This is a genomic window from Sphingomonas sp. P2_B6 (assembly GCF_056404755.1).
Map to the genome: position 1 here is coordinate 388187 of NZ_JBFUDK010000003.1, position 25022 is coordinate 413208.

General features: G+C 66.6%; 25 protein-coding genes, 1 tRNA gene and 1 pseudogene. 14 read left to right on the plus strand and 13 right to left on the minus strand.

The window, feature by feature from the left end:
* Positions 1-53: 53 nt before the first annotated feature.
* Complete coding sequence (locus tag AC1DX5_RS06470; RefSeq protein ID WP_478014604.1) at positions 54-1313, minus strand: MFS transporter; 1260 nt, start codon at positions 1311-1313, stop codon at positions 54-56.
* 210 nt (positions 1314-1523) lie between these two features.
* Between AC1DX5_RS06470 and AC1DX5_RS06475 the strand changes: the two genes are divergently transcribed.
* From AC1DX5_RS06475 to AC1DX5_RS06500, 6 genes are all read left to right on the plus strand, one after another.
* Positions 1524-2456 (plus strand): cupin domain-containing protein, encoded by a 933-nt coding sequence (locus AC1DX5_RS06475; RefSeq protein WP_478014605.1) that lies wholly within the window; start codon positions 1524-1526, stop codon positions 2454-2456.
* Positions 2453-4369, plus strand: a complete 1917-nt coding sequence (locus AC1DX5_RS06480) for an outer membrane protein assembly factor BamB family protein (protein ID WP_478014606.1) — start codon at positions 2453-2455, stop codon at positions 4367-4369. Before AC1DX5_RS06475 ends, AC1DX5_RS06480 begins: the two co-directional genes overlap by 4 nt.
* A 47-nt stretch (positions 4370-4416) precedes the next feature.
* On the plus strand, positions 4417-4737 hold the full coding sequence (locus AC1DX5_RS06485; RefSeq protein ID WP_478014607.1) for a c-type cytochrome: 321 nt from the start codon (positions 4417-4419) through the stop codon (positions 4735-4737).
* Between the two features lie 56 nt (positions 4738-4793).
* Positions 4794-5804 carry an SMP-30/gluconolactonase/LRE family protein gene (locus tag AC1DX5_RS06490; RefSeq protein ID WP_478014608.1) on the plus strand — a complete coding sequence of 337 codons (1011 nt, stop codon included), beginning with the start codon at positions 4794-4796 and terminating at the stop codon, positions 5802-5804.
* Positions 5805-5913: 109 nt separating this feature from the next.
* Positions 5914-7323 (plus strand): alpha/beta hydrolase family protein, encoded by a 1410-nt coding sequence (locus AC1DX5_RS06495; RefSeq protein ID WP_478014609.1) that lies wholly within the window; start codon positions 5914-5916, stop codon positions 7321-7323.
* Between the two features lie 158 nt (positions 7324-7481).
* Positions 7482-8237, plus strand: coding sequence for a GntR family transcriptional regulator (locus tag AC1DX5_RS06500; protein WP_465171100.1), 756 nt, complete (start codon positions 7482-7484; stop codon positions 8235-8237).
* Positions 8238-8302: 65 nt separating this feature from the next.
* Here the strand turns inward: AC1DX5_RS06500 and AC1DX5_RS06505 are convergent, their stop codons facing one another.
* Entirely contained in the window at positions 8303-8896 is a 594-nt protein-coding gene (locus AC1DX5_RS06505; RefSeq protein ID WP_478014610.1) for an outer membrane protein, read from the minus strand.
* 287 nt (positions 8897-9183) lie between these two features.
* Positions 9184-9257 (minus strand) — tRNA-Gln (locus AC1DX5_RS06510).
* Between the two features lie 159 nt (positions 9258-9416).
* On the opposite strand from AC1DX5_RS06510, the gene AC1DX5_RS06515 reads away from it, so the two are divergent.
* Together AC1DX5_RS06515 and AC1DX5_RS06520 are read left to right on the plus strand one after the other, a co-directional pair.
* Positions 9417-10472 (plus strand): Ppx/GppA phosphatase family protein, encoded by a 1056-nt coding sequence (locus AC1DX5_RS06515; RefSeq protein ID WP_465171102.1) that lies wholly within the window; start codon positions 9417-9419, stop codon positions 10470-10472.
* The gene (locus tag AC1DX5_RS06520; protein WP_465171103.1) at positions 10469-11152 is read left to right on the plus strand and encodes an RlmE family RNA methyltransferase; all 684 of its coding nucleotides are present in this window, start codon (positions 10469-10471) and stop codon (positions 11150-11152) included. The genes AC1DX5_RS06515 and AC1DX5_RS06520 overlap by 4 nt, the downstream gene beginning before the upstream one ends.
* 179 nt (positions 11153-11331) lie before the next feature.
* On the opposite strand, the gene rpoZ is transcribed toward AC1DX5_RS06520, so the two are convergent.
* Positions 11332-11676 carry a DNA-directed RNA polymerase subunit omega gene (rpoZ, locus tag AC1DX5_RS06525; protein WP_272624204.1) on the minus strand — a complete coding sequence of 115 codons (345 nt, stop codon included), beginning with the start codon at positions 11674-11676 and terminating at the stop codon, positions 11332-11334.
* Positions 11677-11791: 115 nt separating this feature from the next.
* Here rpoZ and AC1DX5_RS06530 point away from each other — a divergent pair, with 115 nt between their 5' ends.
* The gene (locus AC1DX5_RS06530; RefSeq protein WP_478014611.1) at positions 11792-12970 is read left to right on the plus strand and encodes a phospholipase D-like domain-containing protein; all 1179 of its coding nucleotides are present in this window, start codon (positions 11792-11794) and stop codon (positions 12968-12970) included.
* Positions 12971-12973: 3 nt separating this feature from the next.
* Here AC1DX5_RS06530 and AC1DX5_RS06535 read toward each other — a convergent pair whose 3' ends face one another.
* The gene (locus tag AC1DX5_RS06535) at positions 12974-13588 is read right to left on the minus strand and encodes a class I SAM-dependent methyltransferase (protein WP_478014612.1); all 615 of its coding nucleotides are present in this window, start codon (positions 13586-13588) and stop codon (positions 12974-12976) included.
* Positions 13589-13725: 137 nt separating this feature from the next.
* Here AC1DX5_RS06535 and AC1DX5_RS06540 point away from each other — a divergent pair, with 137 nt between their 5' ends.
* Positions 13726-14049: an antibiotic biosynthesis monooxygenase family protein gene (locus tag AC1DX5_RS06540; protein ID WP_465171106.1), complete on the plus strand. Its 324-nt coding sequence runs from the start codon at positions 13726-13728 to the stop codon at positions 14047-14049.
* 44 nt (positions 14050-14093) lie between these two features.
* Entirely contained in the window at positions 14094-15398 is a 1305-nt protein-coding gene (locus tag AC1DX5_RS06545; protein WP_478014625.1) for an MFS transporter, read from the plus strand.
* Here AC1DX5_RS06545 and AC1DX5_RS06550 read toward each other — a convergent pair.
* The gene (locus AC1DX5_RS06550; protein WP_465171107.1) at positions 15327-17621 is read right to left on the minus strand and encodes a CDC48 family AAA ATPase; all 2295 of its coding nucleotides are present in this window, start codon (positions 17619-17621) and stop codon (positions 15327-15329) included. The genes AC1DX5_RS06545 and AC1DX5_RS06550 overlap by 72 nt on opposite strands.
* 334 nt (positions 17622-17955) lie before the next feature.
* Here AC1DX5_RS06550 and AC1DX5_RS06555 point away from each other — a divergent pair, with 334 nt between their 5' ends.
* Positions 17956-18846 (plus strand): LysR substrate-binding domain-containing protein, encoded by an 891-nt coding sequence (locus AC1DX5_RS06555; RefSeq protein ID WP_465171108.1) that lies wholly within the window; start codon positions 17956-17958, stop codon positions 18844-18846.
* Positions 18847-18883: 37 nt separating this feature from the next.
* On the opposite strand, the gene AC1DX5_RS06560 is transcribed toward AC1DX5_RS06555, so the two are convergent.
* Positions 18884-19339: a peptidylprolyl isomerase gene (locus tag AC1DX5_RS06560; RefSeq protein ID WP_465171109.1), complete on the minus strand. Its 456-nt coding sequence runs from the start codon at positions 19337-19339 to the stop codon at positions 18884-18886.
* Between the two features lie 163 nt (positions 19340-19502).
* Between AC1DX5_RS06560 and mgtE the strand changes: the two genes are divergently transcribed.
* Positions 19503-20909, plus strand: coding sequence for a magnesium transporter (mgtE, locus tag AC1DX5_RS06565; protein ID WP_465171110.1), 1407 nt, complete (start codon positions 19503-19505; stop codon positions 20907-20909).
* Between the two features lie 24 nt (positions 20910-20933).
* Complete coding sequence (locus tag AC1DX5_RS06570) at positions 20934-21338, plus strand: DUF1489 family protein (RefSeq protein WP_478014613.1); 405 nt, start codon at positions 20934-20936, stop codon at positions 21336-21338.
* Here AC1DX5_RS06570 and AC1DX5_RS06575 read toward each other — a convergent pair.
* The 6 genes and pseudogenes from AC1DX5_RS06575 to AC1DX5_RS06600 form a co-directional block, all read right to left on the minus strand.
* Positions 21335-22045, minus strand: coding sequence for a GIN domain-containing protein (locus tag AC1DX5_RS06575; RefSeq protein ID WP_465171112.1), 711 nt, complete (start codon positions 22043-22045; stop codon positions 21335-21337). The two genes, AC1DX5_RS06570 and AC1DX5_RS06575, sit on opposite strands and share 4 nt — an antisense overlap.
* Positions 22046-22097: 52 nt before the next feature.
* Positions 22098-22850 carry a head GIN domain-containing protein gene (locus AC1DX5_RS06580; protein WP_465171113.1) on the minus strand — a complete coding sequence of 251 codons (753 nt, stop codon included), beginning with the start codon at positions 22848-22850 and terminating at the stop codon, positions 22098-22100.
* A 111-nt stretch (positions 22851-22961) separates the two neighbouring features.
* Entirely contained in the window at positions 22962-23495 is a 534-nt protein-coding gene (locus AC1DX5_RS06585) for a CarD family transcriptional regulator (protein ID WP_272624218.1), read from the minus strand.
* Between the two features lie 229 nt (positions 23496-23724).
* The gene (gene fdxA / locus AC1DX5_RS06590) at positions 23725-24066 is read right to left on the minus strand and encodes a ferredoxin FdxA (RefSeq protein WP_465171114.1); all 342 of its coding nucleotides are present in this window, start codon (positions 24064-24066) and stop codon (positions 23725-23727) included.
* A gap of 73 nt (positions 24067-24139) precedes the next feature.
* A complete protein-coding gene (locus tag AC1DX5_RS06595) occupies positions 24140-24451 on the minus strand; it encodes an RNA-binding S4 domain-containing protein (RefSeq protein WP_465171115.1) in 312 nt (103 codons plus the stop codon).
* Positions 24444-25022, minus strand: a pseudogene (locus tag AC1DX5_RS06600) (helicase-related protein); the annotation flags it as partial. The pseudogene AC1DX5_RS06600 and the gene AC1DX5_RS06595, both read right to left, overlap by 8 nt.

Here is a 25022-nt window from a genome sequence, read left to right on the forward strand (position 1 = left end):
ATTCTCGCCGCCCGCCGACGGCACTATAGTGATGATTGCCCGTCGGCGAAAAGTCAGGCGGCAACCGCCTCGAGATGGGGCGCGGCCGGCCGCTCGGCAACGATCAGCCGGTCAGGCCGCACGAAACACCAGGCGATCGCCCCGACCACCGCGAGCGCGGCGGCCGTGCCAAAGGCCGCGATCCAACCATATTCCGCCGCGATCCACGGCGTCAGCGATGCCGTGATCGCGCCGCCGATCTGGCAACCCATGTTCATGAAGCCCGAGACGACCCCGGTATAGGGCCCGGCGATATCGGCGGTGACCGACCAGAACGAGCTTTGCGACAGATAGAGCGCGCCTGCGCCGCCCGCCAGGATCACCACGGCCAGGCCGGTGCTGGTCACCTGCGATCCCGCGGCCAGGAAACCAGCGGTCAGGATGAAGGCGACCACCGCCAGACCGCTGCGACCCCAGAACAGGCCGTATTTCCTGGCGATCCGGTCGTTCGCGACGCCGCCGCTCAGGCAGCAGATGGTCATCGCGATGAACGGCATCGAACTGTACAGCGCGCTCGTCTTCAGATCGACATGGCGCACCTCGGCCAGGTAGATGAAGAACCAGCTGAAGAAGAGCCAGGCGACATAGCCGAAGCAGAAATAGCTGATGAACAGGCCCCAGACGTTACGATCGGTCAGGATCGTGCCCCAGGGCGTGGCGGGCGTCGGAGCGGTCGACAGGGCGGGCAGGCCCGCCCGGATATGGGCGAGCTCGGATGCGGAGACGGCCGGATGATCTTCCGGCTTGTCGCGCGCGAGCACATACCAGATGGCACCGACGATGATGCCGATCAGCGCGCAGACATAGAAGGACAGGCGCCAGCCGCCGAACACGATCAGCGCGGTGATCAGCGGCGGGGTCAGGCCGGAACCCGCGCCGACGCCGGCGAAGATCAGTCCATTGGCCTTGCCGCGCTCCTGGATCGGGATCCAGCGCGACAGGAGCTGGTTGCCCGCCGGATAGATCACCGCTTCACCCGCCCCGAGCAGGAACCGGACGATGATCAGCTGCAATACGGTGCTGCCGAAGGCGGGAGAGACCAAAGCGGTCGCGGCGGAGAAGAGACCCCACCAGATGACGCCATAAGTAAGGGCTTTGCGCGGCCCGATCCTGACCGCGAGCCAACCGGCCGGAACCTGGAAGGCGGCATAGCCGATGAGGAAGGCGCTAAAGACCCAGCCCAGGTGAATCTGATCGATTCCATATTCCTGACGCATCTGCACGCCCGCGACCGAGATGTTGGTCCGGTCGAGGAACGCGACTGCGCTCAGCATAAAAAGCAGGAAAATCAATAAGACCCGCACTTGCGAGCGCCTCGCTTCCGTCATCATGGTCTATCCCCTCGCTAATCCGCGCCCTGTCGCCAAATGGCTCAGGATCATATTGTATATGATATTGCACCCTGCTAGCATCCGTCGAAACAAAGAACAACGTCTGAGCCGGCCCCGCAAGGCGCCGGCGGAGACGCCGAGGGGAGATCTGGATTGAGGAAGCATTATCTGGCGTGCGCGATCGTCGCGCCGATGCTCATTGTCGCTGCCGCCCATGGGCAGTCCGCTGTTCCGGCCCCATCCGCCAAACCACTGGCGCAGCGCATCGGCCACACCGATCCGACCAAGTTCCGTCACAGCGAGGGCGTTCATGCCGGCGCCGGATCCATGGAGTTCGGCCAGATCTTCGGTGCCGATGCGCTCAGCACCAATCTGATCTTCGTCCATCGCGGCGTGATCGCGCCGAAAAGCGGCATCGGCGAGCATTTCCACAATGGGTGCGAGGAAATGTTCGTCATCCTGGACGGCGAGGCGCAGTTCACGATCAACGGCCATACCTCACTCATCAAGGGCCCCGCCGCGGTGCCCGACCGCATGGGTCAGGCGCACGGCATCTACAATCCCACTGACAAGCCTGTGCAGTGGGTCAATATCAATGTTGGGCTGACCAAGACCTATGACGCGTTCAACCTGAACGATCCGCGCACCAATGTGACGCTCGATCCGATCCCGCAGTTCATCTCGGCGCGCTTCGATCCGGCCCAGCTGCGCGCGGTCGCGGGCATGGATGGCGGCACCGGCACGGTGCAATATCGCCGCGCGTTCGAGCCGAGCGTGTTCTCGACTCCCTGGTCCTATGTCGATCATCTCCGCATCCCCACGGGCGCCTCGGTCGGTGCCCGGACCCTGCCGGAGATGAGCGAGGTCTATCTGGTCATCTCGGGCGACGGCGAAGCAACCGTGGGATCCGAGACAGCGGCTATTCACACCGGGGATGTCATCCCCATCGACCTGGGCCAGTCCCGGTCGATTCGATCAACAGGAGCGGCTCCCCTCGACATGATGGTGATCGGTGTAGCGAAGGACCTCGCGTCCAAGGCGTCGTACATGGCCGCGCAGGCCGCTCGTCCGAGGACCGCCCGTTGAGGGTCGCGCTGCTGCTCGCGGGCGCCGCGACGATCGCCGCCGGCGCCACCACGCTCAACGCCGCTCCCGCCGGCAAGGATTGGCCCAGCTACGGCAATGACCAGGGGGCGTCGCGCTATTCGCCGCTGACCCAGATCACGCCGCAGAATGTCGACAAGCTTCAGGTCGCCTGGACCTACAACATGAAGCCGTCGAATTTCGTCGTGCCTGCCTTCCCGGTAAACCCCGAGGCACCGGCCAACACGCCGCCACCGCCACGACCGCGCTTCTCCTCGTCGCAGGCGACGCCGATCGTGATGAACGGTGTGATGTATTTCCCTTCGCCCTACGGCAAGGTCGTCGCGCTCGATGCCGATACCGGCAAGGAACTCTGGGCCTACCAGATGCCCGAACGCGATCAGGCCTCGACGCGCGGCGTCCAATATTGGCCCGGCTCGGGCAAGGCCAGGCCGGAGATCGTGTTCGGCACCCGCTCGGGCCGGCTGATCGCGCTCGACGCCGCCACCGGCGTGCCGGTACCCGGCTTCGGTGAGAACGGCGTGGTCAACATGAAGACGCCGGAGATCACCAACGGAAACCCGAATACGCAATTCGGCATGTCGGGTCCGCCGGCAATCTATGGTGATCTGATCATCACTGGGTCGCGCGTACAGGAAACCCCGTCGCTCGGTGCGCGCGGCGATGTGCGTGCCTGGGACGCGCGGTCCGGAAAGCTGGTCTGGACCTTCCACACGGTGCCGCAGCCCGGCGAGAAGAACTTCGGCAGCTGGGAAGGCGATAGCTGGAAGAACCGGTCGGGCAACAATGTCTGGACGCAGATCGTCGTCGATGAAAAGCGCGGCATCGCCTATCTGCCGATCGCCGCGCCCAGCTTCGATCGCTGGGGCGGGGACCGCAAGGGCAATAATCTCTACGGCAACTCGATCGTCGCGGTGGACGCCAATAATGGCAAATATCTCTGGCATTTCCAGGTCGTGCATCACGACATCTGGGACGTCGACCTGCCCGCCGCGACCTTGATGGACGTGAAGAAGAACGGCCGGACCGTCCCGGCGATCGCCGTGATGAGCAAGATGGCGATCATGTTCATCCTCGACCGCGTCACCGGCAAGCCGATCTACGACGTGAAGGAAGTGCCGGTTCCGACCGACACCGACATCCCGGGCGAATTCCCCTCGCCCACTCAGCCGATGCCGTCGACGCCGCCGCCGCTGACCCGCTTGTCGTTCGACATGTCGGAAATGGCGGCGATGACACCCGATGTGAAGCAGCGCTGCCAGAAAGTGGTCGACGATTACAAGATCGTCGGAAGCAAGATGTTCCAGCCGTTCCGGGCGGATTCGGCCGTCGCCTTCTTCCCGGGCAGCTTGGGCGGCATCGATTATGGAGGGGGCGCGTTCGATCCGAAACAGGGCCTCTACATCACGAACGTCAACTCGCTGGCCAGCCCGCAACAGCTCGCCAAGCAGGCGGACGGTTCCTGGGGTCTGGCGCGCGGCTATGTCTATTTCTGGGATCGCGAGACGCGCACGCCATGCGGCCCGCCGCCCTGGGGCGAAATGGTCGCGGTCAACGTCAACAGCGGCAAGATCGCCTGGCGCGTGCCGCTCGGCACGACCGACACGCTGCCGGAAGGCATGCGCGATACGGGCCGGCTGAGCTCGGGCGCGCCGATCGTCACCGCGACCGGCCTCGCCTTTTTCGGCGGCACCGATGAGAACAAGATGCGCGCCTTCGATACCCGCACCGGCAAGGTGCTGTGGACCGCGACCTTGCCCGCGGCGATCTATGGCTCGGCGATCAGCTATGCCGGCAAGAGCGGCCGCCAATTTGTCGCGGCGGTCGATACCGGCGGGTTCAACGGCTCGCCGGTATCGAGCGATGCCGTGCTGGCGTTCGCGCTGCCGAAGTAAGTTTGTAACTGGAGTATCGGGTCGAGATGTCTGTACGGAAGATAGCGTTGAGTGTGATGGGCCTGGCCTTTGCGGTCGTGGCGACTCGCGGACTGGAGGCGCAGAGCGCGCCGCCGGCGCCGGCGGCGGCGAGCACCGCCCCGGCACCGCCGCCCGGCCCGGCGCTGGTCGTGATCAACGAGCGCTGCAGCACCTGCCATTCGACCGCGAGCGTGTTCAATCAGCGCCGCAGCGCCGATGACTGGGCAGCGACGGTGCAGCTGATGGTCGATCGCGGTGCCGATCTGACGCCCGACGATATGACCATGGTGATCGGTTATCTCGCGACGAATTTCGGCCCCGAACCGGCCAAGCCTGCCGCGAAGTGAAACCTGCGGCCGGGTTTTCCCGGCCGAACGAGAACAACCCTGGAGGGGATAAAGCGATGAAGTCCGTGCTGAAATACGCCCTTGTCATGAGTGCCGGGATCGCGGCGATCGGCGCGTCCGCGCAGACGCCGCCCGCCGCACCCGAGTCCGAAGTGGTGCGGGCCGACCCCGCGCTCGACGCCCTGATCGCGCCCGATGCGCAGATCGAAAAGGTCGCGACCGGCTTCAAGTTCGTCGAAGGCCCGATGTGGCGTGAAGGGCGGCTGTGGTTCTCCGATGTCGGTGGCGAGGAAATCCGCGCGGTCACGCCCGACGGCAAGGTCGAGTTGCTGGTCGATCATGCCGGCGGTTATCCCAACCCGAAGCCGGGCAAGACGCTCGGGCCGAACGCGATGGCCACCGACAAGGACGGCACGATCGTCTATGCCCAGCAGGGCGGCCGCAACCTGTCGCGGCTCGACGCCAAGCTCGCGATCAAGCCGTTTCTCAGCACCTATGACGGCAAGAAGATCAACAGCCCGAACGACCTGGTGTTCGCCAAGGACGGCGCGCTGTGGTTCACCGATCCGCCCTTCGGCCCGATGAACATGGAGCCGTCGCCGCCGCTCGAGCAGCCCTTCGCTGCGGTCTATCGTTATGCCAACGGCAAGCTGACCCCGATGGTCACCGACCTGAAGCTGCCCAACGGCCTCGCTTTCTCGAACGACGGCAAGACCTTCTACGTCAACAGCTATGGGCCGGAGATGTTCACCCGCGCCTATGACGTGGGCAAGGACGGCGCGCTGTCCAACCCGCGCGTGCTGTTCACCTATGATCGCAGCATGGGCCGGGGCGGCCCGGACGGGCTGAAGACCGATGTCGCCGGTAATGTCTGGAGCACTGGCCCGGGCGGTATTCGAGTCATCTCGCCGCAGGGCAAGCTGCTCGGCCAGATCAAGCTGCCCGAAGTCGCCGCCAACCTCGCCTGGGGCGGGGCCGACGGCAAGGATCTCTATTTCACCGGCTCGACCAGCATCTACCGTCTCCGGACGAAGGTTGCCGGCTCACCGCCGCTGTACAAGCGCTGAGCCACCCGGCGCTCACCCTACCCCTCCCGTCGCTCCCGAGCGCGGGACACCTGGCGGGGCGTCGCTTCGGCGCCGCCCCGCCTTTTTATCACTGGCCCAGGAGACGATCGTGAAGGGAAGGCTTTCCGTTGCAGCGCTCCTGCTGGTCTCCACCGCGCTGGCGGCCCCATCGATCCGCGCCGCGCAGACGCCACCCGCGCCGGCGGCCCCGCCGGCCGATCCGGAGCGCGATCGCATCACGGCCGAATCCGCGACGGAACGGACCCGCGAGATGCACCTGCTGGGAATAACCGCGCTGACCCCGACCGTCTCGGCGCGCGATCCGAGCAAGCCCGATTTCGCCAATTTCGATGAGACCCGGGCCAACCCTTTCCCCAATCTCCCCGATCCGCTGACCAGCAATGCCGGGGTCAAGCTGACCAGGGCATCACAATGGCCCGCGCGCCGTGCCGAGATTGCCGAGCTGTTCGACCGCGAGGTCTATGGCCGGGTGCCGGCCAATGTGCCGATGGTGACCTGGCATGTCGCCGAAACCGTGGAAGAGACGATCGGCGCGACCGCTGTCGTCACCCGGAAGCTGGTCGGCCATGTCGACAACGCGGCGGCGCCCGCCATCACCGTCGATATCCTGATGAACCTGTCGACGCCGGCATCCGCCAGGGGCAAGCGCGTGCCGGTCGTGATGTCGTTCGGCTCGGTCAATCCGCGGCCGCGTCCGCCGGGCGCGCCGGCGCTGCCGCCGGGCCCCGATTACCGCGAGCAATTGCTGGCGAAGAATTGGGGTTTCGCGACGCTCGACACCAATAGCGTGCAGGCCGACAATGCGGCGGGCCTGACGCAAGGCATTATCGGCCTGGTCAACAAGGGGCAGCCGCGCAGCCTGGAGGATTGGGGCGTGCTGCGCGCCTGGGCCTGGGGCGCGAGCCGGGGGCTCGATTATCTCGCGACCGACAGGCAGGTGGATGCGAAGAAGGTCGCGATCTTCGGCCATTCGCGCGGCGGCAAGGCAGCGCTCGTCGCGCTCGCGTACGACCAGCGCTTCGCCACCGGCTTCATTTCCTCCTCGGGCGCGGGCGGTGCCGCGCTTTATCGCCGCAATTTCGGCGAGGGCATTCCCAATCTGGCGGCGGTCAGTGAATTCCACTGGTTCGCGGGAAATTTCCTCAAATTCGCGGCCATCGGCCACAATGCCAGCGAGATGTCGGTCGACAGCCACGAGCTGATCGCGATGGTCGCGCCCCGGCCGCTGTTCATCGGCGGCGGCGCGCTGATCATGACGCCGCCCTCCGCGGTGCCCGGTGATGGCTGGGTCGATGCGCGTGGCATGTTCATGGCCTCGGCGGCGGCCAGCCCGGTCTGGACGCTGCTTGGCAGGAAGGGGCTGCAGACCGCAACGTTCCCGCCGATCCTCACCTATCTCGGCACGGGCGATATCGGGTACCGCCAGCACACCGAAGGCCACACCCCCAACCCCAACTGGCCCTATTTCATCCAGTTCGCCGGCAAATACTGGAAATAGGCTGGTAGCGCCGCCGCTGATGACGCCTGGGCTGGCCTGCGGGGACGGGCGATAGGCCCATTGTTACCCTATGCACCGCGATCGTCCTTTCCCGCGGTGATCCGATATCCTATAGGTGTTGCATAGACGCCACGGCGCCGTTGCAGTTCGAGACCTAGATGGACACCACCGACTCCCCCCTTGCCTTCCCCGCCGGCTATCGCTCGCCGCGGCCAGCCCCGGTGCCGACCCTGGTCGCCTGGGCGCACGAGCATCTCCTGTCGATGCTGGTGTCGATGGAGATCGCGCCGGGCACGCGCATCGGGATCGATGCCGTCGCGCGCAAGCTCGGCATCTCGCAGACCCCGATCCGCGAGGCGCTGAGCCGGCTCGAGGCCGAGAAGCTCGTCATCAAGGTCCCCAATGTCGGCTATCATGCGAGCGCGCAGATGACGCCCGCCGAGGTCAGCGACCTGTATGTGCTGCGCCAGTTGATCGAGCCCTATGCCGCCGCGCGCGCCGCCGAATCGATGAACGACGACATGCTGCGCCAGCTGTCGGCGATGGAAGAGGAGATGGACCGGATCCAGGCGGAAACCGGCGTCGCCTATGCCCGCTTCGCCGAGGCGGATGCGATGCTGCACAGCCTGGTCGCGACCGGCAGCGGCAACCATCTGATCGCCGAGACGATCGAGCGGCTGCACATGCACCTCCACATCTTCCGCTTCCTGTTCAACACCAATGCGCCCCAGGAAGCAGCGCAGGAGCATGCCGAGATCATCCACGCGCTGCTCGCGCGCGATCCGGCGGCGGCCGAGACGGCGATGCGGGTCCATCTGGAGCGTTCGCGCATCCGCATGGAAGAAGCGTCGGCGCGCATGGCGGGTCGCGTCCCGTCAGAGCCGCGCAGCGGCGGGCCGCGCCGCGAACTATAGTCCGAGTTGCGTTGACCCATTGGGACGAACCAGCGGGAGGACGTGCCTCCCGCTGGTCGTGAGGCCTATTTGAAGCGGATACCCACGCCTGCCATCAGGCGCTGGCGCGACGTATGATCGTTATATTGCGAATAGACATATTGCACGTTCACATAGGCGGGCACCCGGCCTTCAGTGACCGTATACTCCACGCCACCGCCGACCTGATAGCCGTCAGTACGGAAATGGTCATAAAAGGAGCCGCCACCCGGCCCCGCGGTGAAGCGCTTGCGCTGTTCATTGCTGACATAGCCGCCCTTGGCGAATACCAGCGCGCGCGGTGTTACAAGAACGCCCGCCCGAACCGCGGCACCCCATTCCTCGAAGGATTTGTGGCAGGTTGATCCGTTGCTTGCGGAGGTGCAGTTCTCCGTCCAGTCATTGGCGCGCCAGTAGCTGCCCTCCGGGCCGATCACGATCTTGTCACCGATCACACCGTCGAAGCCCACCGTGCCGCCATAACCGAGCTTGTCGTTATGGACGCCCTGGGACTGGAAGCGGTCCCCGCCAATATTTCCCTCGATGCGAATGCCGCGAAAGGATGTGGGATTGTCCTGAGCGGAAGCGCCGCCGGAAATCAACGCGGCCGACGCGGCCGCGATAAGCAATATGGTACGCATGTTTACTGTCCTCGTGTTAAGGCGAGGCGTTAACCGTCTGAACTGCAATATGATCCCGCCACGAGCACGGTCTTCGTCAGACTGTGTCCTCAGGGCCACACCGCTGGGAGATGACGACAACTGATCAAATATGGGTCGGTGACCGGCTCGACACGGACGTGCCTCGGCCGCCGGCAAGGATTTCCGACCAACGCAGCCAAGTGCGATCCGGTGGCGCCGTTCGTTGGCGGTCCGGCGACTAACATGCTGAGAGCTGATGGCTCCCCCACATGCTCAAGGTGGGGAAATGGATGCCCCGTGAGGATTCGAACCTCAATAGACGGAGTCAGAGTCCGTAGTCTTACCATTAGACGACGGGGCAACGCGGCCCGCGATCTAGGGGGCCGCGCCGGGGCTGTCAACCGACCGCAGGTGTGCTGCTTGCCGCATGGCATTGCCTGCGCTACGCTTTCCCCAAGCACCGAACGGCGGCCCCCCGGGGCCGACGCGACGGCAGAACATAAAAGCGAGTACACACGGCATGGGGGATCAATCGCCCAAGATGCCGTACCGGCAGGACAGACCTGCCCGTTCGGCGCCAACTCCCGGAAAGAATCCCGGGGCGGGACGCGCGCGTTGGCCGGAGGCGCGTCACTTCGCCGCGCTCGACCTCGGCACCAATAATTGCCGGCTGCTGATCGCACGGCCTCAGGGCGATGGATTCGCCGTGGTCGACGCCTTTTCGCGAATCGTCCGGCTGGGCGAAGGTGTCGCGGCGACGGGTCGCCTGAGCGACGCCGCGATCGACCGCACCCTCGCCGCGCTGAAGGTCTGTGCCGACAAGCTGAAGCGCCGCAACGTCGCCCTGTCGCGCTCCGTTGCGACCGAGGCGTGCCGGCGGGCGAGCAACGGCCCCGATTTCATCGCCCGCGCCTATGCCGAAACCGGCATTCATCTCGACGTCATTTCCGCCGAGGAGGAAGCCCGGCTTGCCGTGCTCGGCTGCCATGCGCTGATCGAGCCCGGCGAGGACCCCGCACTGGTGTTCGACATCGGCGGCGGATCGACCGAGCTGGTGCTGGTCGACACGCGGCCCAAGGTCCCGGTGGTGCTCGACTGGCACAGCGCGCCCTGGGGCGTCGTCTCGCTCACCGAGAGCGCGGGCGGCGGGACCGGCCCTGACGGCCTGGCCGCGGCCTATGCGCGGATGCGCGGACTCGTCGCCGACAGCTTCGCCGGTTTCGCCGCCCGCCTGCCGACCGGAATGGAGCGGCCGCGGTTGCTCGGCACCAGCGGCACGGTCACCACCCTGGCCAGCGTCCATCTCGGCCTGTCGCATTATGACCGCTCGGCGGTCGACGGGCTGATCGTGCCGGCCGCCTCGATGCGCAGGATCAGCAGCGACCTGTCGCGGATGAGCCTTGCCCAACGCGCCACCATGCCCTGTATCGGCAATGAGCGGGCTGATCTGGTCGTGGCCGGCTGTGCGATCCTCGAGACGATTCTGGATCTCTGGCCGGCCGAACGGCTCGGCGTCGCCGATCGCGGTATCCGCGAAGGCATATTGCGCCGGCTGATCGGTGGGAAAGCCTTATGAGCAAGGATGGTGGCGGGCTTCGGGTCCGGGTCAAGACGGCGCGGCGGCGGACGCCGCAATCGACGCGCTGGCTCGATCGCCAGCTCAACGATCCCTATGTGAAACGCGCCAAGGCCGAGGGCTATCGCAGCCGCGCCGCCTACAAGCTGATCGAGCTGGACGAGCGATTCGGTTTCCTGCGCGGGGTGAGGCGGGTGGTCGATCTCGGCATCGCGCCCGGCGGCTGGAGCCAGGTGGTGCGGCGGCGCTCGCCCAAGACGGCGATCGTCGGCATCGATCTGCTGCCGGTCGACCCGATCGACGACGTCACGATCTTCCAGATGGACTTCATGGACGATGCCGCGCCGGACAAGCTCACCGAGGCGCTGGGCGGCGCCCCAGACCTGGTGCTGTCGGACATGGCGGCCAATACGGTCGGCCATCCGCAGACCGACGCGCTCCGCACCATGGCGCTGGTCGAGGCGGCGCTGGCCTTTGCGGTCGATGTGCTCGAGCCGGGCGGGGTGTTCGTCGGCAAGGTGTTCGCCGGCGGCGCCGACGCCTCGCTGGTCGCGGAGCTGAAGCGCAATTTCAAGACGGTGAAGCACGCCAAGCCGCCCGCGAGCCGCAAGGGCTCGTCCGAATGGTATGTCGTGGCGCAAGGGTTCAAGGGGCGGCGGGAAACGGTATCCGAGGAATAGCCGTCATGCCGGACTTGTTCCGGCATCCATTCCTCCTCTCGCGCTGGCACCGGTGCGGCGCGATGGCCCCAGAAAAGCCCTGGGTGACGGTTGGCGTGGCTGGCCGACGTCGCCAATGAAAACAAAAAGCCCGCGGATCGCTCCGCGGGCTTTTTTGGTATTCGTCGGACTCGAAGGGCTCAGCCCTCGTAGTCGCCGCCCAGATTCTGGTTGCGCGGCGGCGCGGCGGCGGTGAGGCGCAGCGCCTCGGCCGAAGCGGCGAGCGAGCCGATCTCGTCGGGCGTGTCCTCGTCATCGACCTGGACGCGCTGCAGGCCGGAAACGACTGCCTCTTCCAGGTGATTCGGGCGCACCGTCTCCTCGGCGATCTCGCGCAGCGCGACGACCGGGTTCTTGTCGCGATCGCGGTCGATCGTCAGGTCGGCACCGCCGGAAATCTGCCGGGCACGCTGCGCCGCGAACAGCACCAGATCGAACCGGTTGGGAATCTTGTCGACGCAATCCTCGACAGTGACGCGCGCCATGAACGGCTTCCTTCGCAAACAACGATAGAATGAAGACCGGCGATCTAGGGCGCAACCTGCCAGGAGTCAAGGAATCCGGCTTGCCCCCGTCGCTCCGCGCGGCCACATCAGCGGAATGACCGAACCCGCCGTCCAGCCGAGCTTCACCGTCGACGGCAACCAGCTGACCATGCTCGATACCGGGCCGCGCCGGCTCGATGCGTTGATCGACCTGATCGCGGGCGCCGAGCGCACCCTGCGCATCATCTATTACATCTATGTCGACGACGCGGCGGGCACCCGGGTGCGCCAGGCGATGCTCGACGCGGCGGCCCGCGGGGTGACGGTGTCGCTCGTGGTCGACGGCCTGGGCAGCGAGCATGCCGAGCAGCATCGTTTCTTCGAGCCGCTGCGCGATGCCGGGGTCGATGTCTGCCGCTTCGTGCCGCGCTGGGGCCGACGCTATCTGCTGCGCAACCACCAGAAGCTGGCGCTGGCCGACGAGGCCCGCGCGATCATCGGCGGCTTCAACGTCGAGGACAGTTATTTCGGCACGCCCGCCGAACAGGCGTGGCGCGACCTGGGGCTGCTGGTGGTCGGCCCCGCGGCCCGGCATATCGCCGGCTATTTCGACGCGCTGTCGCGCTGGTCGAAGCAACCCCGAGCGCCGCTCCGCTCGCTGCGTCGCGCGCTCGGCACCTGGAGCGAGCCCGAGGGCGGGACGCGCTGGCTGTTCGGCGGCCCGACACGGCGCCTGTCCCCCTGGGCGCGCGCGGTGAAGCGGGACCTGGAAGGTGCCCAGGCGATCGACATCATCGCCGGCTATTTCGCGCCCAGCGCCGGCATGCTGAAACGGCTCGACCGGGCGGGCATGCGCGGCAGGGTGCGCATTGTGCTACCGTCGAAGAACGATCATGGCGCGGCGATCTGGGCGTCGCGCTTCACTTATGCCGGGCTGCTCCGGAAACGGGTCGAGATCTACGAATATCAGCCGAACAAGCTGCATACCAAGCTCTTCGTCATCGACGACGTGGTCTATATCGGCTCGGCCAATTACGACATCCGCAGCCTGTTCCTGAACCTCGAGATGATGCTGCGGATCGACGACAAGGCCTTTGCCGCGCATGTGCGCGCCTATGTCGACGGCGAGGTCGACCAGTCCGAGCGGATCACCGCCGCCCTGTACAAGGCACGCACCACCTGGTGGGTGCGCCTGAAACAGGCAGCCGCCTTCTTCGTGATGACCGTGCTCGACTATAATGTGACGAAGGGGCTCAATTTCGGGCCGCGCAAGCGGCTCGCGAAAAGGCCCTGACCCCTATTCCTTCCACGCCCAGTAAAGCTGGGCGGGCGGTACGTTCCACCACTCCATGTCGTGGTCGATTTTCGGAAGATAGGGTTCGATGAAATCGCGGCACTTGGGCGAGAATTGATAGACCAGAAAGGCGCCGCCCGGGCGCAGCACATCGGCCGTCGCCTGGCCGATCGCGTCGCCGACGCCGGCGGGCAGGGTCGAGAAGGGCAGGCCCGACAGGACATAATCGGCATGGTCGAAGCCATGGTCCTCGACGATCTGGCGCACGTCTGCCGCAGACCCGCCGACCGCGAGGAACCGCGGATCGGTGATCTCGTGGCGCAGATAGCGGATGAAGTCGGGGTTGGTATCGATCGCGATATAGGTCGCATCGGGGGCTAGCCGCTCCAGGATATGCGGGCAGAAAGTGCCGACACCCGGCCCATATTCGACGAACAGCTTCGTGTTCTGCCAGTCCACCGGACCGAGCATCTTGCGGATCAGCTTGCCCGAGGAGGGAACGATCGATCCGACCATGACCGGATGTTTCATGAACCCTTTCAGGAACATGGCCCAGGGTGAGGACACTCCGGCGGCGGCCCGGCGCTGGCGCCGCGCTGCAGTGGTGGAAACGGTCACTGGCGATCCTTGTTTTGATGAGTCACGAGCATCTGTCGCAATAGTGTAACGAACATTCAAGTCTTAGGGTCCGCCGCAAAGGCCATGGGCGTCCCGTTCAGGGTTGCGCGCCGCCGCGAAGCGCCTAAGCGAGGCGCATGCGCGACGACCGGACCGGCCAGATCGTGGTGATCTTCCTCTCGCGGCGCACCGCCGTCGACGATGCCGGCTATGCCGCCGCCGCCGAGGCGATGGAGTCGCTGGCAAGGACCCAACCCGGTTATCGCGGAATCGAAAGCACGCGCGGGCCCGACGGGTTTGGCATCACGCTCAGCTTCTGGGCCGACGAGGCCAGCGCGCTCGCCTGGCGCGACCATCCCGAGCACAAGGCGATCCGCGACGGCGGGCGCGAGCGCTGGTATGAAAGCTACGACGTCATCGTCTGCGCGGCACAGCGCTCCTATGGCTGGATCAAAGGGTGAAGGCACCCGGGGTCAATCGCGATTTCGCGCTCCTGTTCCTGGTGATGCTCACCATCGCGGCGGGCAACACCGCGCTGCAATCGATCCTGCCCGCGCTCGGCCGCTCGCTGAAAGTGCCCGACAGCGCGGTCGCCGCCGCCTTTTCGGTGTCGGCCCTGCTCTGGGTGATCGCCGCGCCTTATTGGGCCAATCGCTCCGACAGGCATGGCCGGCGGGCGATGATCCTGCTCGGCATCGGGGGTTTCTGCGTCTCGCTGCTGTTGTGCGGCCTGTTCCTCGCCGCCGGAATCAATGGCTGGATCAGCGGCACCGCCGCCTTTATCTGCTTCATCGGCGGCCGGCTGATCTACGGGACCTTCGGCGCCGCGGCGCCCCCGGCGGTCCAGGCGCTGGTCGCCGGGCGCACCAGCCGCGAGGAGCGCACGCGCGCGCTGACCCTGCTCGGGTCGGCGTTCGGGCTGGGCACGATCCTGGGGCCGGCGATCGCCCCGTTCCTCATCCTCGGCAGCATCGGCGCGGTCGAGATCGGGCTGTCGGGCCCGGCCTTCCTCTTCGCGCTGTTCGCCGCCTTCATCTATGTCGCGGTGGTCAAGCGGCTGCCCAACGACCGGACGCCGCAGCCCGGCACGCACGGCGCCGCCAACGCCTATCCCTCGATCGGCGGGCAGAGCAGCGGCGCCAGCATCACCGCCGCGATCGAGCCGCACAGCGAACGCGTCGGCTATTTCGATCCGCGCGTCCGTGCGTGGATGATCGCCGGGCTGGTGATGGGCCATGCCCAGGCGATGACCAGCCAGGCGATCGGCTTCCTCGTCATCGACCGGCTCCAGCTCGCGCCGGCCGACGCGCTCCAGCCGACCGGCATCGTACTGATGATGGGCGCGGGGGCAGCATTGCTGGTCCAATGGGGCATCATCCCGCTGCTCGACATGAAGCCGCGGCAATTGATGCTGGTCGGCCTGGTCATCGGCGCTGCCGGCTGCGCGCTGACCGGTCTCGCGACGTCGCTCTACGGCATCGCCACGGCCTATGCGCTGGCCTCGATCGGTTTCGGCTTCACCCGCCCCGGCTTCACCGCCGGCGCATCGCTTGCCGTCGGGCATGCGGCGCAGGGCTCAGTCGCCGGCAAGGTCACCTCGATCAACGGCGCGTCCTTCGTGCTCGGGCCATCGATCGGAGTCGGGCTGTACGAGGCGCGGCACGCGCTGCCTTATCTGACAGCGGGTGCCGCGCTCATCCTGCTGCTCGGCTATTGCTGGTTCGCGCTGCGCGAACCGTCAGTCGCTGCCCTTCGGCCCATGCGGACGAAGCTGTCCGGGGGTGATGAAGCCGATCGGCTGGATGGCTGAGGCTTCCTGCTTCAGCCGCGCCGCCATCTGCTCATATTCGCGCTCCATGTCCGGCGTCACCGAGGCGCGCGAATCCTGCAGCGCTTCCTCGAAATGCGCCATCGTCACTTCGGCGGCCGACAAGGACTGGCGCAGCGCGATCAGGCCCGCGCGGCGCACCAGGTCCTCCAGGTCGGCGCCGGTGAAGCGCTCGGTGCGGCTGGCCATCTCGTCGAGATCGACGTCCGGCGCGAGCGGCATCTTGCCGGTCTGGATCGCCAGGATACGGCGGCGACCGGCCTTGTCCGGCACGCCGACATAGACCAGCTCGTCGAACCGGCCCGGGCGCAGCAGCGCCGGGTCGATCAGGTTCGGCCGGTTGGTCGCGCCGATCACCACGACGGACTGAAGCTCCTCCAGTCCGTCCATCTCGGACAGGATCGTGTTGACCACGCGCTCGGTCACCTGTGGCTCGCCCAGGCCACCGCCCCGTGCGGGAACCAGCGAATCGAGCTCGTCGATGAAGATCACGCAGGGCGCCACCTGCCGGGCGCGGGCGAACAGCCGGGCGATCTGCTGCTCGGATTCGCCATACCATTTGCTCAGCAGGTCGGACGATTTGGTGGCGATGAAATTCGCCTCCGCCTCGCGCGCGACGGCCTTGGCCAGCAGGGTCTTGCCGGTCCCCGGCGGGCCATAGAGCAGGAAACCCTTGGCTGGTCGGATGCCGAGTCGGCGGAAGGCGTCCGGGTCCTTGAGCGGCAGCTCGACGCCTTCCTTCAGGCGCGCCTGCGCCTTGTCGAGCCCGCCGACATCCTCCCAGCGGACGCGCGGCGCCTCGACCATCACTTCGCGCATCGCGCTCGGCTGGACGCGCTTCAGCGCATCGAGGAAATCCTCGCGCGTCACGGCGAGCGTGTCGAGCACTTCGGGCGGGATGGTGCCCTCGGCGAGGTTGAGGCGCGGCATGATCTTGCGCACCGCTTCGATCGCCGCTTCGCGGGCGAGCGCGGCGAGATCGGCACCGACGAACCCATAGGTGGTCCGCGCCAGCTCGTTGAGGTCGACCTTGTCGCCCAGCGGCATGCCGCGGGTGTGGATGCCGAGGATCTCGCGCCGTCCGCGCTCGTCGGGCACGCCCACCACGATCTCGCGGTCGAACCGGCCGGGACGTCTGAGTGCCTCGTCGATCGCCTCGGGGCGATTGGTCGCGGCGATGACGACGACATTGGCGCGCGCCTCCAGCCCGTCCATCAGGGTCAGCAGCTGCGCGACGAGGCGCTTTTCCGCTTCGCCCGACACCTGGCCGCGTTTCGGCGCGATCGAATCGATTTCGTCGATGAACACGATCGAGGGCGCGTTCTTCGCCGCTTCCTCGAACACCTGGCGCAGCTTGCCCTCGGATTCGCCGTACGCCGACCCCATGATCTCGGGGCCGTTGATCAGGAAGAATTCGGCGGCGCTTTCATTGGCGACGGCCCGCGCGAGGCGGGTCTTGCCGGTACCGGGCGGCCCATGCAGCAGCACGCCCTTGGGCGGATCGACGCCCAGGCGCTGGAACAGCTCGGGATAGCGCAAGGGCAGCTCGACCATCTCGCGCAGCTGGTCGATCGTCGGGCCCATGCCGCCGATATCGTCATAGGTGACGTCGGCGCGGCGCGCCTCCTTCGGCTCCTCATATTCGGGGCGCAGCTCGATCTCGGTATTCTCGTCGACATGGACGACGCCCTTGGGCGTCGTGCCGATCACCGCGAGACGAATCTCCTGCAGCGCATAGGCGGGGGCGCGGAGGAATTGCTGCACGCCCGGCGGCATATTGTCGACGCGCTGCTGCCCGGCGGTCGCGACGACATCGCCCTGAGTCAGCGGCCGGCCGAAAAAAGTCCGTTTCAGCGCGTTGGACGATCCCTCGAGCCGCAGATTCTGCTGCGCCGGCGCGAACACCACGCGCGTCGCCGGCTTGGACTCGACCTTGCGCACCTCGACGAAATCGCCCGAGCCGGCACCGGCATTGGCGCGCTGCAGGCCGTCGATGCGGATGATCTCGAGCCCTTCGTCCTCGGCATAGGGCGCGACGGCGCGCGCCGGCGTGGTCGACTTGCCGACGATCTCGATCACATCGCCTTCGCCGATGCCCAGCGCCGCCATCAGCGCGCGCGGCATATGCGCCAGGCCGCGACCACTGTCTTCGGGCCTGGCATTGGCAACCTGCAATTTCCGAACCGGCGCTTCGCCATCGGCCATATGGTATCCCCTCGAGAAACTCGACGCTGAGCGCGCGAGATAGGATCGTTGTTCCGCAGATACGAGGGGAGCATTGCCTGCTTCGGATAAGCCACTGGAAGCAGACAAAAAAAGGGCCGACCCCAAAGGGCCGGCCTTGAAAGTTTTAGGAGAGGATGCCTGAAAGGCCTGCTCTATATGCGGCGCAGCGGTTTATGCTGCAAGTGCGAAAAGAGTCGGTGCAATTGCGTTTGGTGCAATCGGGGCTGGCAATTACACGAGGGACGATGGTAGATTTGGAACGCAGGGTATATGACGCGGCGCACAATGCGGCCGTAAAGGGAGCGTTTTTATCATGCGCAGATTGCCGCCGCTGACCGCGATCGAGGCGTTCGTGCAGGTTGCGCGCCTCGGCTCGATCAAGGCCGCATCGCAGGAACTCGCTCTGTCCCCGCCCGCGCTCAGCCGCCGGATCCAGGCGCTCGAGCGCTTCATCGGCAAGCCCTTGTTCGATCGCCGGCATCAGGCGGTCGTGCTCAATGCCGATGGCGAACGCCTGCTGGCGCAGATCGCGCCGGCGCTCGACAGCCTGTCCGACGCGGTCGAGGTGATGACCAGCGGTACCGATGTGCTGCGCCTGCGGCTCGGCATCCTGCCGCTGTTCGCGTCGCAGCGGCTGTTCCCCCGGCTCGCCGAATTGCGCGCCAAGCATCCCGAGCTCCATCTCGACATCGATACGGCGGCGCATGGCCTTGCCAGGCTGGGCGACGGGCTCGACGCGGTGATCGCCCTGGCGCGGGAGATCGACCCGGCACTTTACGGCAAGCGGCTGGATCGCAATTCGGTCTATGTCATCGGCGCGCGCGACCTGGTCGAGCGGGCCGATCCCATCACCCGGCCGAAACAGCTGGCCGGGCTCACCGCGCTGGTCCACCGCGACATGCCCGACACCTTCACCGCCTGGCGCCGCGCCGCGGGGCTTGACGATCTCGAACCGCTGGCGATCGACCATTTCGATTCGGGCGCGCTGATGCTCGAAGCGGCAGCGCAGGGACTCGGCATCGCTTTCATGCACGAAAGCCATTTCGAGGACGCGCATGACGACCGGCTGGTCAAGCTGTTCGATATCGAGGTGGAGAGCCCGTACAGCTACTGGTTCGCCTGCCGGCCCCGCGCCCTCGCGCAGCGCCCGGTGCGCCTGTTCCACGACTGGCTGATCGAAACGATCGGCGATCCGGGCGTGTGAGAAAAGCCCCTCCCGGGAGGGGAGGGGCTTTAGAAGATTACGCGGCGCGTGCCGTGACGATCTTGCCCGGCTCGCGCGGCGGCTCGCCCTTGGGCAGCGCATCGACATGCTCCATGCCCGACGTCACTTCGCCCCACACGGTATATTGGCCGTCGAGGAAGCGCGCGTCGTCGAAGCAGATGAAGAACTGGCTGTTGGCACTGTTCGGGCTCTGCGAGCGCGCCATCGAGCACACGCCGCGGACATGGGGCTCGCGCGAGAACTCGGCCGGCAGGTTGGGCTTGTCGGATCCGGACATGCCGGTGCCGGTGGGGTCGCCGCCCTGGGCCATGAAGCCCGGGATCACACGGTGGAAGACGACGCCGTCGTAAAAGCCGTCATTGGCCAGCTCGACGATGCGCGCGACATGCTGGGGCGCCAAATCGGGGCGCAGCTTGATCGTCACGTCGCCGCCGTCCAGCGTCAGCGTCAGGGTTTCGGGGGAATCGGCCATGTCGGGCTCCTGAAGAAATGGGTCCCCGCACCTAGGGGCGGTCTTCGATATCCGCAATGGCGGCGTGAATTCGAGGCGCGGCCCGCCGACGCTGTCTTGTTGATTTGGCTTTGCCGCCCGGCGAGGGTAGAGGCGGGCATCGCGACGGCTTTGGGAGGTCAGGATGAGCGAGACCGAACTGACCCAGCCCGAGTCGGACACCGAGACCGGCCAGCTCGACGAGGATGACCGGCTGAAGCCGGAATTCGTCAGGGCCGTGCTCGACGCGGTCGATGCGGGCGATCCCGAGGCGGCGCGCGCACTGGTCGAGCCGCTGCATCCCGCCGACATCGCCGATCTGTTCGAGCTGACGCCGCACGAAGAGCGCGCCGATCTCGCCAAGGCGATCACCGACCTGCTCGACGCCGACGTGTTCGCCGAGATGAATGATTATGTCCGCGAGGACCTGATCGACGCGCTCGAGCCGCACCAGGTCGCCGACATCGCCTCCGAGCTCGATACCGACGACGCCGTCGCGATCATCGAGGACATGGAGGAGGACGACCAGCGCGCCGTGCTTCGCGCGCTCGACCCGGATGACCGCGCCGCGATCGAGGAAGCGCTCTCCTATCCCGAGGAATCCGCCGGCCGCCTGATGCAGCGCGAGCTGATCGCGGTGCCCGAGCATTGGAGCGTGGGCGACGCGATCGACTATCTGCGCGGCCATGAGGAGCTGACGACCGATTTCTGGGAGATCTTCGTGGTCGACCCGGCGCACAAGCCGGTCGGCACCTGCCAGCTCTCCTGGATTCTCCGCACGCCGCGCACCGTCTCGATCGGCGACGTGATGAAGCGCGAGCAGACGCTGATCCCGGTCGACATGGACCAGGAAGAAGTCGCGCTGCGGTTCCAGAAATATGCGCTGATCTCGGCCGCCGTGGTCGATGCCAGTGGCCGGCTGGTCGGCATGATCACGGTGGATGACGTGGTCCACATCATTCAGCAGGAAGCCGGCGAAGACGTGCTGCGCCTGTCTGGCGCGGGCGATGGCGACATCAACGAGCCGATCCAGCTGACCGTACGCACGCGAATCACCTGGCTGATCGTCAATCTCGGCACGGCGATGCTCGCGGCCTCGGTGGTCGGGCTGTTCCAGGGCGAGATCGGACGATTCGCCCTGCTCGCCGTGCTGATGCCGATCGTCTCGGGCATGGGCGGCAATGCCGGCACCCAGACGCTGGCGGTGGTCGTGCGCGCGCTCGCCACCAACCAGCTCACCAGTTCCAACACGCGGCGCATGATCATGCGCGAATTCACCATCGCCGCCGCCAATGGCTCGATGCTCGGCGTGCTGATCGGGCTCGGCACCTATGTCATCTTCGGCAATAGCGATCTCGCCATCGTCATCGCCATGGCGATGGTGATCAACAACCTGATCGCCGGGCTGTCGGGCGTACTGGTCCCGGTCGGGCTGGAGCGCGCCGGGGTCGATCCGGCGGTATCCTCGGCGGTGTTCGTGACGATGATGACGGACGTGATGGGATTCTTCTCGTTCCTCGGCCTTGCCACCCTATGGGGTCTTGGCGGCTGACCCACGACTACCCAAATCGCTGAAATGCCGCTGCATCTTACCAAGGTCGCGTTTGCCGCAACGGGAGTCGACCATCTCGCCGAACGGCTGCTGCTGCGCGCCGAGGCCGGGCCGGTATTCCTCACCACACGCTATCTGCCCAAGCGGCACGAGGAGATTGCGGGACAGGGCTCGCTGTTCTGGATCGTCAAGCACCAGCTCATCGCGCGCTCGCCGATCCTTCGTTTCGGCGAGGCGGAGGGAGGACGCGTCGCCATCCATATCGACCCGAAACTGATCCTGACTCAGGCCCGGCCCAAGCGCGCCCATCAGGGCTGGCGCTATCTCGAAGACGCAGACGCGCCGGCCGATCTCGACGGCGACATGGTGGTGGGCGATCAGATGCCGGCGGCGCTGATGGGCAAGCTCGCCGGGCTGGGGCTGATTTAGGGCGCCGGCAGCTTGCCGCAGCTTACAGGCCCGCCGGCGACTGCCTTCACGGTGCAGGCTGGCTTGCCATAGACGGTGGCGGCACCGAGGCCGGTCGTGGTCACCTTCGCGGTAAAGCGCGCGGTCGCCCGCATCTCGCCCGGGCCGTCGAGCAGCAGGACCAGGTCTCCAGCGTTCAGCGCCGTCGCGTCGATCCCGCCCGATCCGTTGGCGGTCAGCTGAACCCTCGCGGCGCGCCCGCCCAGCTTCATGCTGCCCGATCCGAGCATCGTCGCGTTGAACTGATCGGCCTCGATCGCGCCGGCGTCGATCGCGCCGCTGCCGGTCACCGACAGATCGATGCGCTGGCCCCGGACCAGGCCGGTGACGCTCAGCCGCCCGCCGCCCACTACGATCCCGCTGCGGATCGCCAGGGTCGACACGGTGATCGCCGGCGCGCCCTTGCTGCCGGCGACGGGTTGCTCGCCCCAGCCATTGATGCCGGCGCGGACGATCAGCGTGGTCCCCTCGACCCTGATATCGAGCCCCTCGATCGCGCGCGCGTCACCCGAGGCCCGCGCGCCGGGCGACTTGCCGGTCAGGAGCTGGACCTGGAACGGTCCGTCGATACGGATCCGGTCGAAGCTGCCGACCGCATAGGTCCGTTCGGCGGCACCGGCGGTAACCGGCAGGGACAGCAGCAGGGGCGCGAGCAGGAACCGGATCATTCGTCCGGCATCGCCCCAATCGCGCTTTCAGGCAAGAGCGGCGATCCGCGGTTCAGCCGCCGCACTTCACCTCGCCCGACCCCATCTTCGAGGTTGCGCATTTGGCGTCCGGGCCGAGATCGACATCGCCCGATCCCATCATCGACACCGTGGCACCACCCTTCACCGCGGCGCGCACGTTGCCCGAGCCGGCGATCGACACTTCGGCGCCCTGGGCGGTCAGGCCGGGCGCATCGACGCCGCCCGATCCGGCGATGTCGATGGTCAGCTTCTTGGCGCTGCCCTTCAGGCTGATGTCGCCCGATCCAGCGATCGAGAATTTGCCGGTCTCGACATTGATCGCGGCGACATCGAGCGTGCCCGATCCCGCGCTCGACCCGTCGAAGCGCTGGCCCTCGACCCGGTCGACCGCCATGTCGCCGGAACCGGTGATGCTTGCCTCGGCGATACGCGGCATCGTGACGAAGATCTTCACGCCCTTGTGGTCGCCGCTGCCCCAGCTGAAATTGTTGCCGTCGATCCGCCCGACCCGCAGCGTATCGCCGACCTTCTCGATCTTGAGCTTGTCGAGCTGCTCCGAGGGCCCTTCCGCGCGCACCGAGAAGCCGGTGCCGACACGGACATCGACATCGTCCGAGCCGCGCAGCTCGACGCCGGTGAAATCGGCCACCGAATAGCTGCGCGTGGCGCCGCTGCCCGACCCGGCGATCCCGGGTTTCGACTCTTCGCCGCTCGACGAGAAAGAGCAGGCCGTGAGCGGGACTGCCGCCAGCGGCAGGGCCAGGATCAGGGCAACGAAGCGCATGGAATTCTCCTTGTGTGTATTGGTTTAATAACACACCGTGGCAGGCCATGCAAATGAAAAGGGGCGGCCGTTGCCGGCCGCCCCTTCCGTGTGGAGTTCGGACTCCCGCGATCAGGCGGGGGTCTTGTCCTTGTTGTGGATCGCCGCCGCCTTGCGGAGGATCTCCAGGATCTTTTCCTGCGCGGTCGGCTCGTCGACCTGCTCCATCGCGGCGAGTTCGCGCGCGAGGCGGCTGGTCGCCGCTTCGAAGATCTGGCGCTCCGAATAGCTCTGCTCGGGCTGGTCGTCCGCGCGGAACAGGTCGCGGACCACTTCGGCGATCGACACCAGGTCGCCCGAATTGATCTTCGCTTCATATTCCTGGGCACGGCGCGACCACATGGTCCGCTTGACGCGCGGCTTGCCGGTCAGGGTATCGAGCGCTTCGCGAAGCGTCTTGTCCGACGACAGCTTGCGCATGCCGACGCTTTCAGCCTTGTTGGTCGGTACGCGGAGCGTCATGCGCTCCTTTTCGAAGCGAAGGACATAGAGTTCGAGTTGCATGCCGGCGATTTCCTGCCGTTGCAGCTCGATGACACGGCCAACGCCGTGCTTGGGGTAAACGACATAATCGCCGACGTCGAAGGACAGCGCCTTGGCAGCCATTCCGTTGAGCCTTTCCGTGGACTGGTTCCCCTGAGGGTGCGCGGCGGCAGCGGGGCTGCGTGCGCGCGATAAGGGGGTGTTGATTTAAACGTCTCCAGCCGGATGACGCGAATCCGCGCCTCCGTCCTACCTCATGTAGCAGAGTCGTAATAAAATTACCAGACGCAGCACGCCCATTGCGGGCAACCCCCGCGAAAAATCGTACGGAAACGACTAAAAATGCCGGCAATCAGTCGCCCGAGCCGGGCTCCGGCGAGAAGTATTTGTCGTACTTGCCGTCTTCGCCCTTGTGTTCGTCGGCATCCGCCGGGGTCTGATCATTCTTGCGCGTGACGTTGGGCCATTGCGACGAGAAAGTGTTGTTCAGCTCCAGCCATTTCTCGAGACCGCTCTCGGTGTCGGGCAGGATCGCCTCGGCCGGGCATTCGGGCTCGCACACGCCGCAATCGATGCACTCGCTGGGATTGATCACCAGCATGTTCTCGCCTTCGTAGAAGCAATCGACCGGACAGACCTCGACGCAGTCCATGTACTTGCACTTGATGCAGGCATCGGTGACGACGTAGGTCATTGCATACTCCCCAGTTCGGAACGCCAAGGGTCCGACGAAACGACCCGTCTGCTATGCCCGGTCGCCGCCCTCGTCAATCTTCGGACGCCTGATGCGAGACGTTCTCAATGACCAGGTCGGTATAGCAGGCCTGCGCCTCGGGCGCTGGCCCGCGCCGTGACGGCAGTGCCTCGACCCTGATCGCGCGCACCCGCGCGCCCTGGACAAAAGCGATCACGCTGCCGACGCGCACGCTGGCATGAGCGCGGTCGATCGCGCGGCCGTCGAGCCGCAACCGGCCCTCGCCGGCGATCTTCTGGGCGGCGCTGCGGGTCTTGGCGAGGCGCACGAACCAGAGGAACCGGTCGAGCCGCATCGTCGCGCCTTCCGCCGCGCCGCTAGCCATGCCGGGACCGAAGGCCCGCTAGCGCGGCAAAGGCGTTGTCGCGCGGCGGCGGCGCCACCTTTGCCCTGGTCAGCCCGTGCCACACCCAGCGCGGCGCGCCTTCCTGCGCCGGCGCGGTGCGGAAACCGAGCGCCGCCATCAGTCGCGCCAAGGTCTCGGGCGCCACGCCGATCGAGGTGGCGAGCGCCGGATCCGGCGCGAACGGCTTGCGCCCCGCGCGCGCATCATGCGCCGCGCGCGCGATCCGCTCGGCCAGATCGACCCGCACTGCCTGGTTGCCGAGCGGGCGATAGCCATGGGCGAGCGTCGCGCCCTGTGCGCCACGCGCCAGCACGCTGGCACCCTCGGGCGGCGCCGAATCCGGCGCGCCGCCGGCCTGCGCCGCGATCAACATGCGCCGCCACCGCGCCGGCCCGGGCTTCAGCAATCGCGGATCGAACAGGTCCAGCGCGCCGATCGTCACCCCGATCGTGCGCAGCCTTTTGCGGGCGCCCGCGTCGAGCGCGTCGACCGCGGCATCGATCCCGCCGCGCGCGACGATCCCGCCAGCCCCGACCAGCGCCGCCGCGAC

Bases quoted from the DNA above. Each gene is read 5' to 3' on its own strand.
- AC1DX5_RS06595 (WP_465171115.1), bottom strand. From the start codon at position 24,451: ATGGCTAGCGGCGCGGCGGAAGGCGCGACGATGCGGCTCGACCGGTTC.
- AC1DX5_RS06560 (WP_465171109.1), bottom strand. From the start codon at position 19,339: ATGGCCGATTCCCCCGAAACCCTGACGCTGACGCTGGACGGCGGCGAC.
- AC1DX5_RS06570 (WP_478014613.1), top strand. From the start codon at position 20,934: ATGCCGCTGCATCTTACCAAGGTCGCGTTTGCCGCAACGGGAGTCGAC.
- AC1DX5_RS06545 (WP_478014625.1), top strand. From the start codon at position 14,094: ATGCTCACCATCGCGGCGGGCAACACCGCGCTGCAATCGATCCTGCCC.
- AC1DX5_RS06575 (WP_465171112.1), bottom strand. From the start codon at position 22,045: ATGATCCGGTTCCTGCTCGCGCCCCTGCTGCTGTCCCTGCCGGTTACC.
- AC1DX5_RS06520 (WP_465171103.1), top strand. From the start codon at position 10,469: ATGAGCAAGGATGGTGGCGGGCTTCGGGTCCGGGTCAAGACGGCGCGG.
- AC1DX5_RS06530 (WP_478014611.1), top strand. From the start codon at position 11,792: ATGACCGAACCCGCCGTCCAGCCGAGCTTCACCGTCGACGGCAACCAG.
- AC1DX5_RS06555 (WP_465171108.1), top strand. From the start codon at position 17,956: ATGCGCAGATTGCCGCCGCTGACCGCGATCGAGGCGTTCGTGCAGGTT.
- AC1DX5_RS06580 (WP_465171113.1), bottom strand. From the start codon at position 22,850: ATGCGCTTCGTTGCCCTGATCCTGGCCCTGCCGCTGGCGGCAGTCCCG.
- mgtE (WP_465171110.1), top strand. From the start codon at position 19,503: ATGAGCGAGACCGAACTGACCCAGCCCGAGTCGGACACCGAGACCGGC.
- AC1DX5_RS06470 (WP_478014604.1), bottom strand. From the start codon at position 1,313: ATGCTGAGCGCAGTCGCGTTCCTCGACCGGACCAACATCTCGGTCGCG.
- AC1DX5_RS06515 (WP_465171102.1), top strand. From the start codon at position 9,417: ATGGGGGATCAATCGCCCAAGATGCCGTACCGGCAGGACAGACCTGCC.
- AC1DX5_RS06585 (WP_272624218.1), bottom strand. From the start codon at position 23,495: ATGGCTGCCAAGGCGCTGTCCTTCGACGTCGGCGATTATGTCGTTTAC.
- rpoZ (WP_272624204.1), bottom strand. From the start codon at position 11,676: ATGGCGCGCGTCACTGTCGAGGATTGCGTCGACAAGATTCCCAACCGG.
- AC1DX5_RS06540 (WP_465171106.1), top strand. From the start codon at position 13,726: ATGCGCGACGACCGGACCGGCCAGATCGTGGTGATCTTCCTCTCGCGG.
- AC1DX5_RS06500 (WP_465171100.1), top strand. From the start codon at position 7,482: ATGGACACCACCGACTCCCCCCTTGCCTTCCCCGCCGGCTATCGCTCG.
- fdxA (WP_465171114.1), bottom strand. From the start codon at position 24,066: ATGACCTACGTCGTCACCGATGCCTGCATCAAGTGCAAGTACATGGAC.
- AC1DX5_RS06490 (WP_478014608.1), top strand. From the start codon at position 4,794: ATGAAGTCCGTGCTGAAATACGCCCTTGTCATGAGTGCCGGGATCGCG.
- AC1DX5_RS06550 (WP_465171107.1), bottom strand. From the start codon at position 17,621: ATGGCCGATGGCGAAGCGCCGGTTCGGAAATTGCAGGTTGCCAATGCC.
- AC1DX5_RS06505 (WP_478014610.1), bottom strand. From the start codon at position 8,896: ATGCGTACCATATTGCTTATCGCGGCCGCGTCGGCCGCGTTGATTTCC.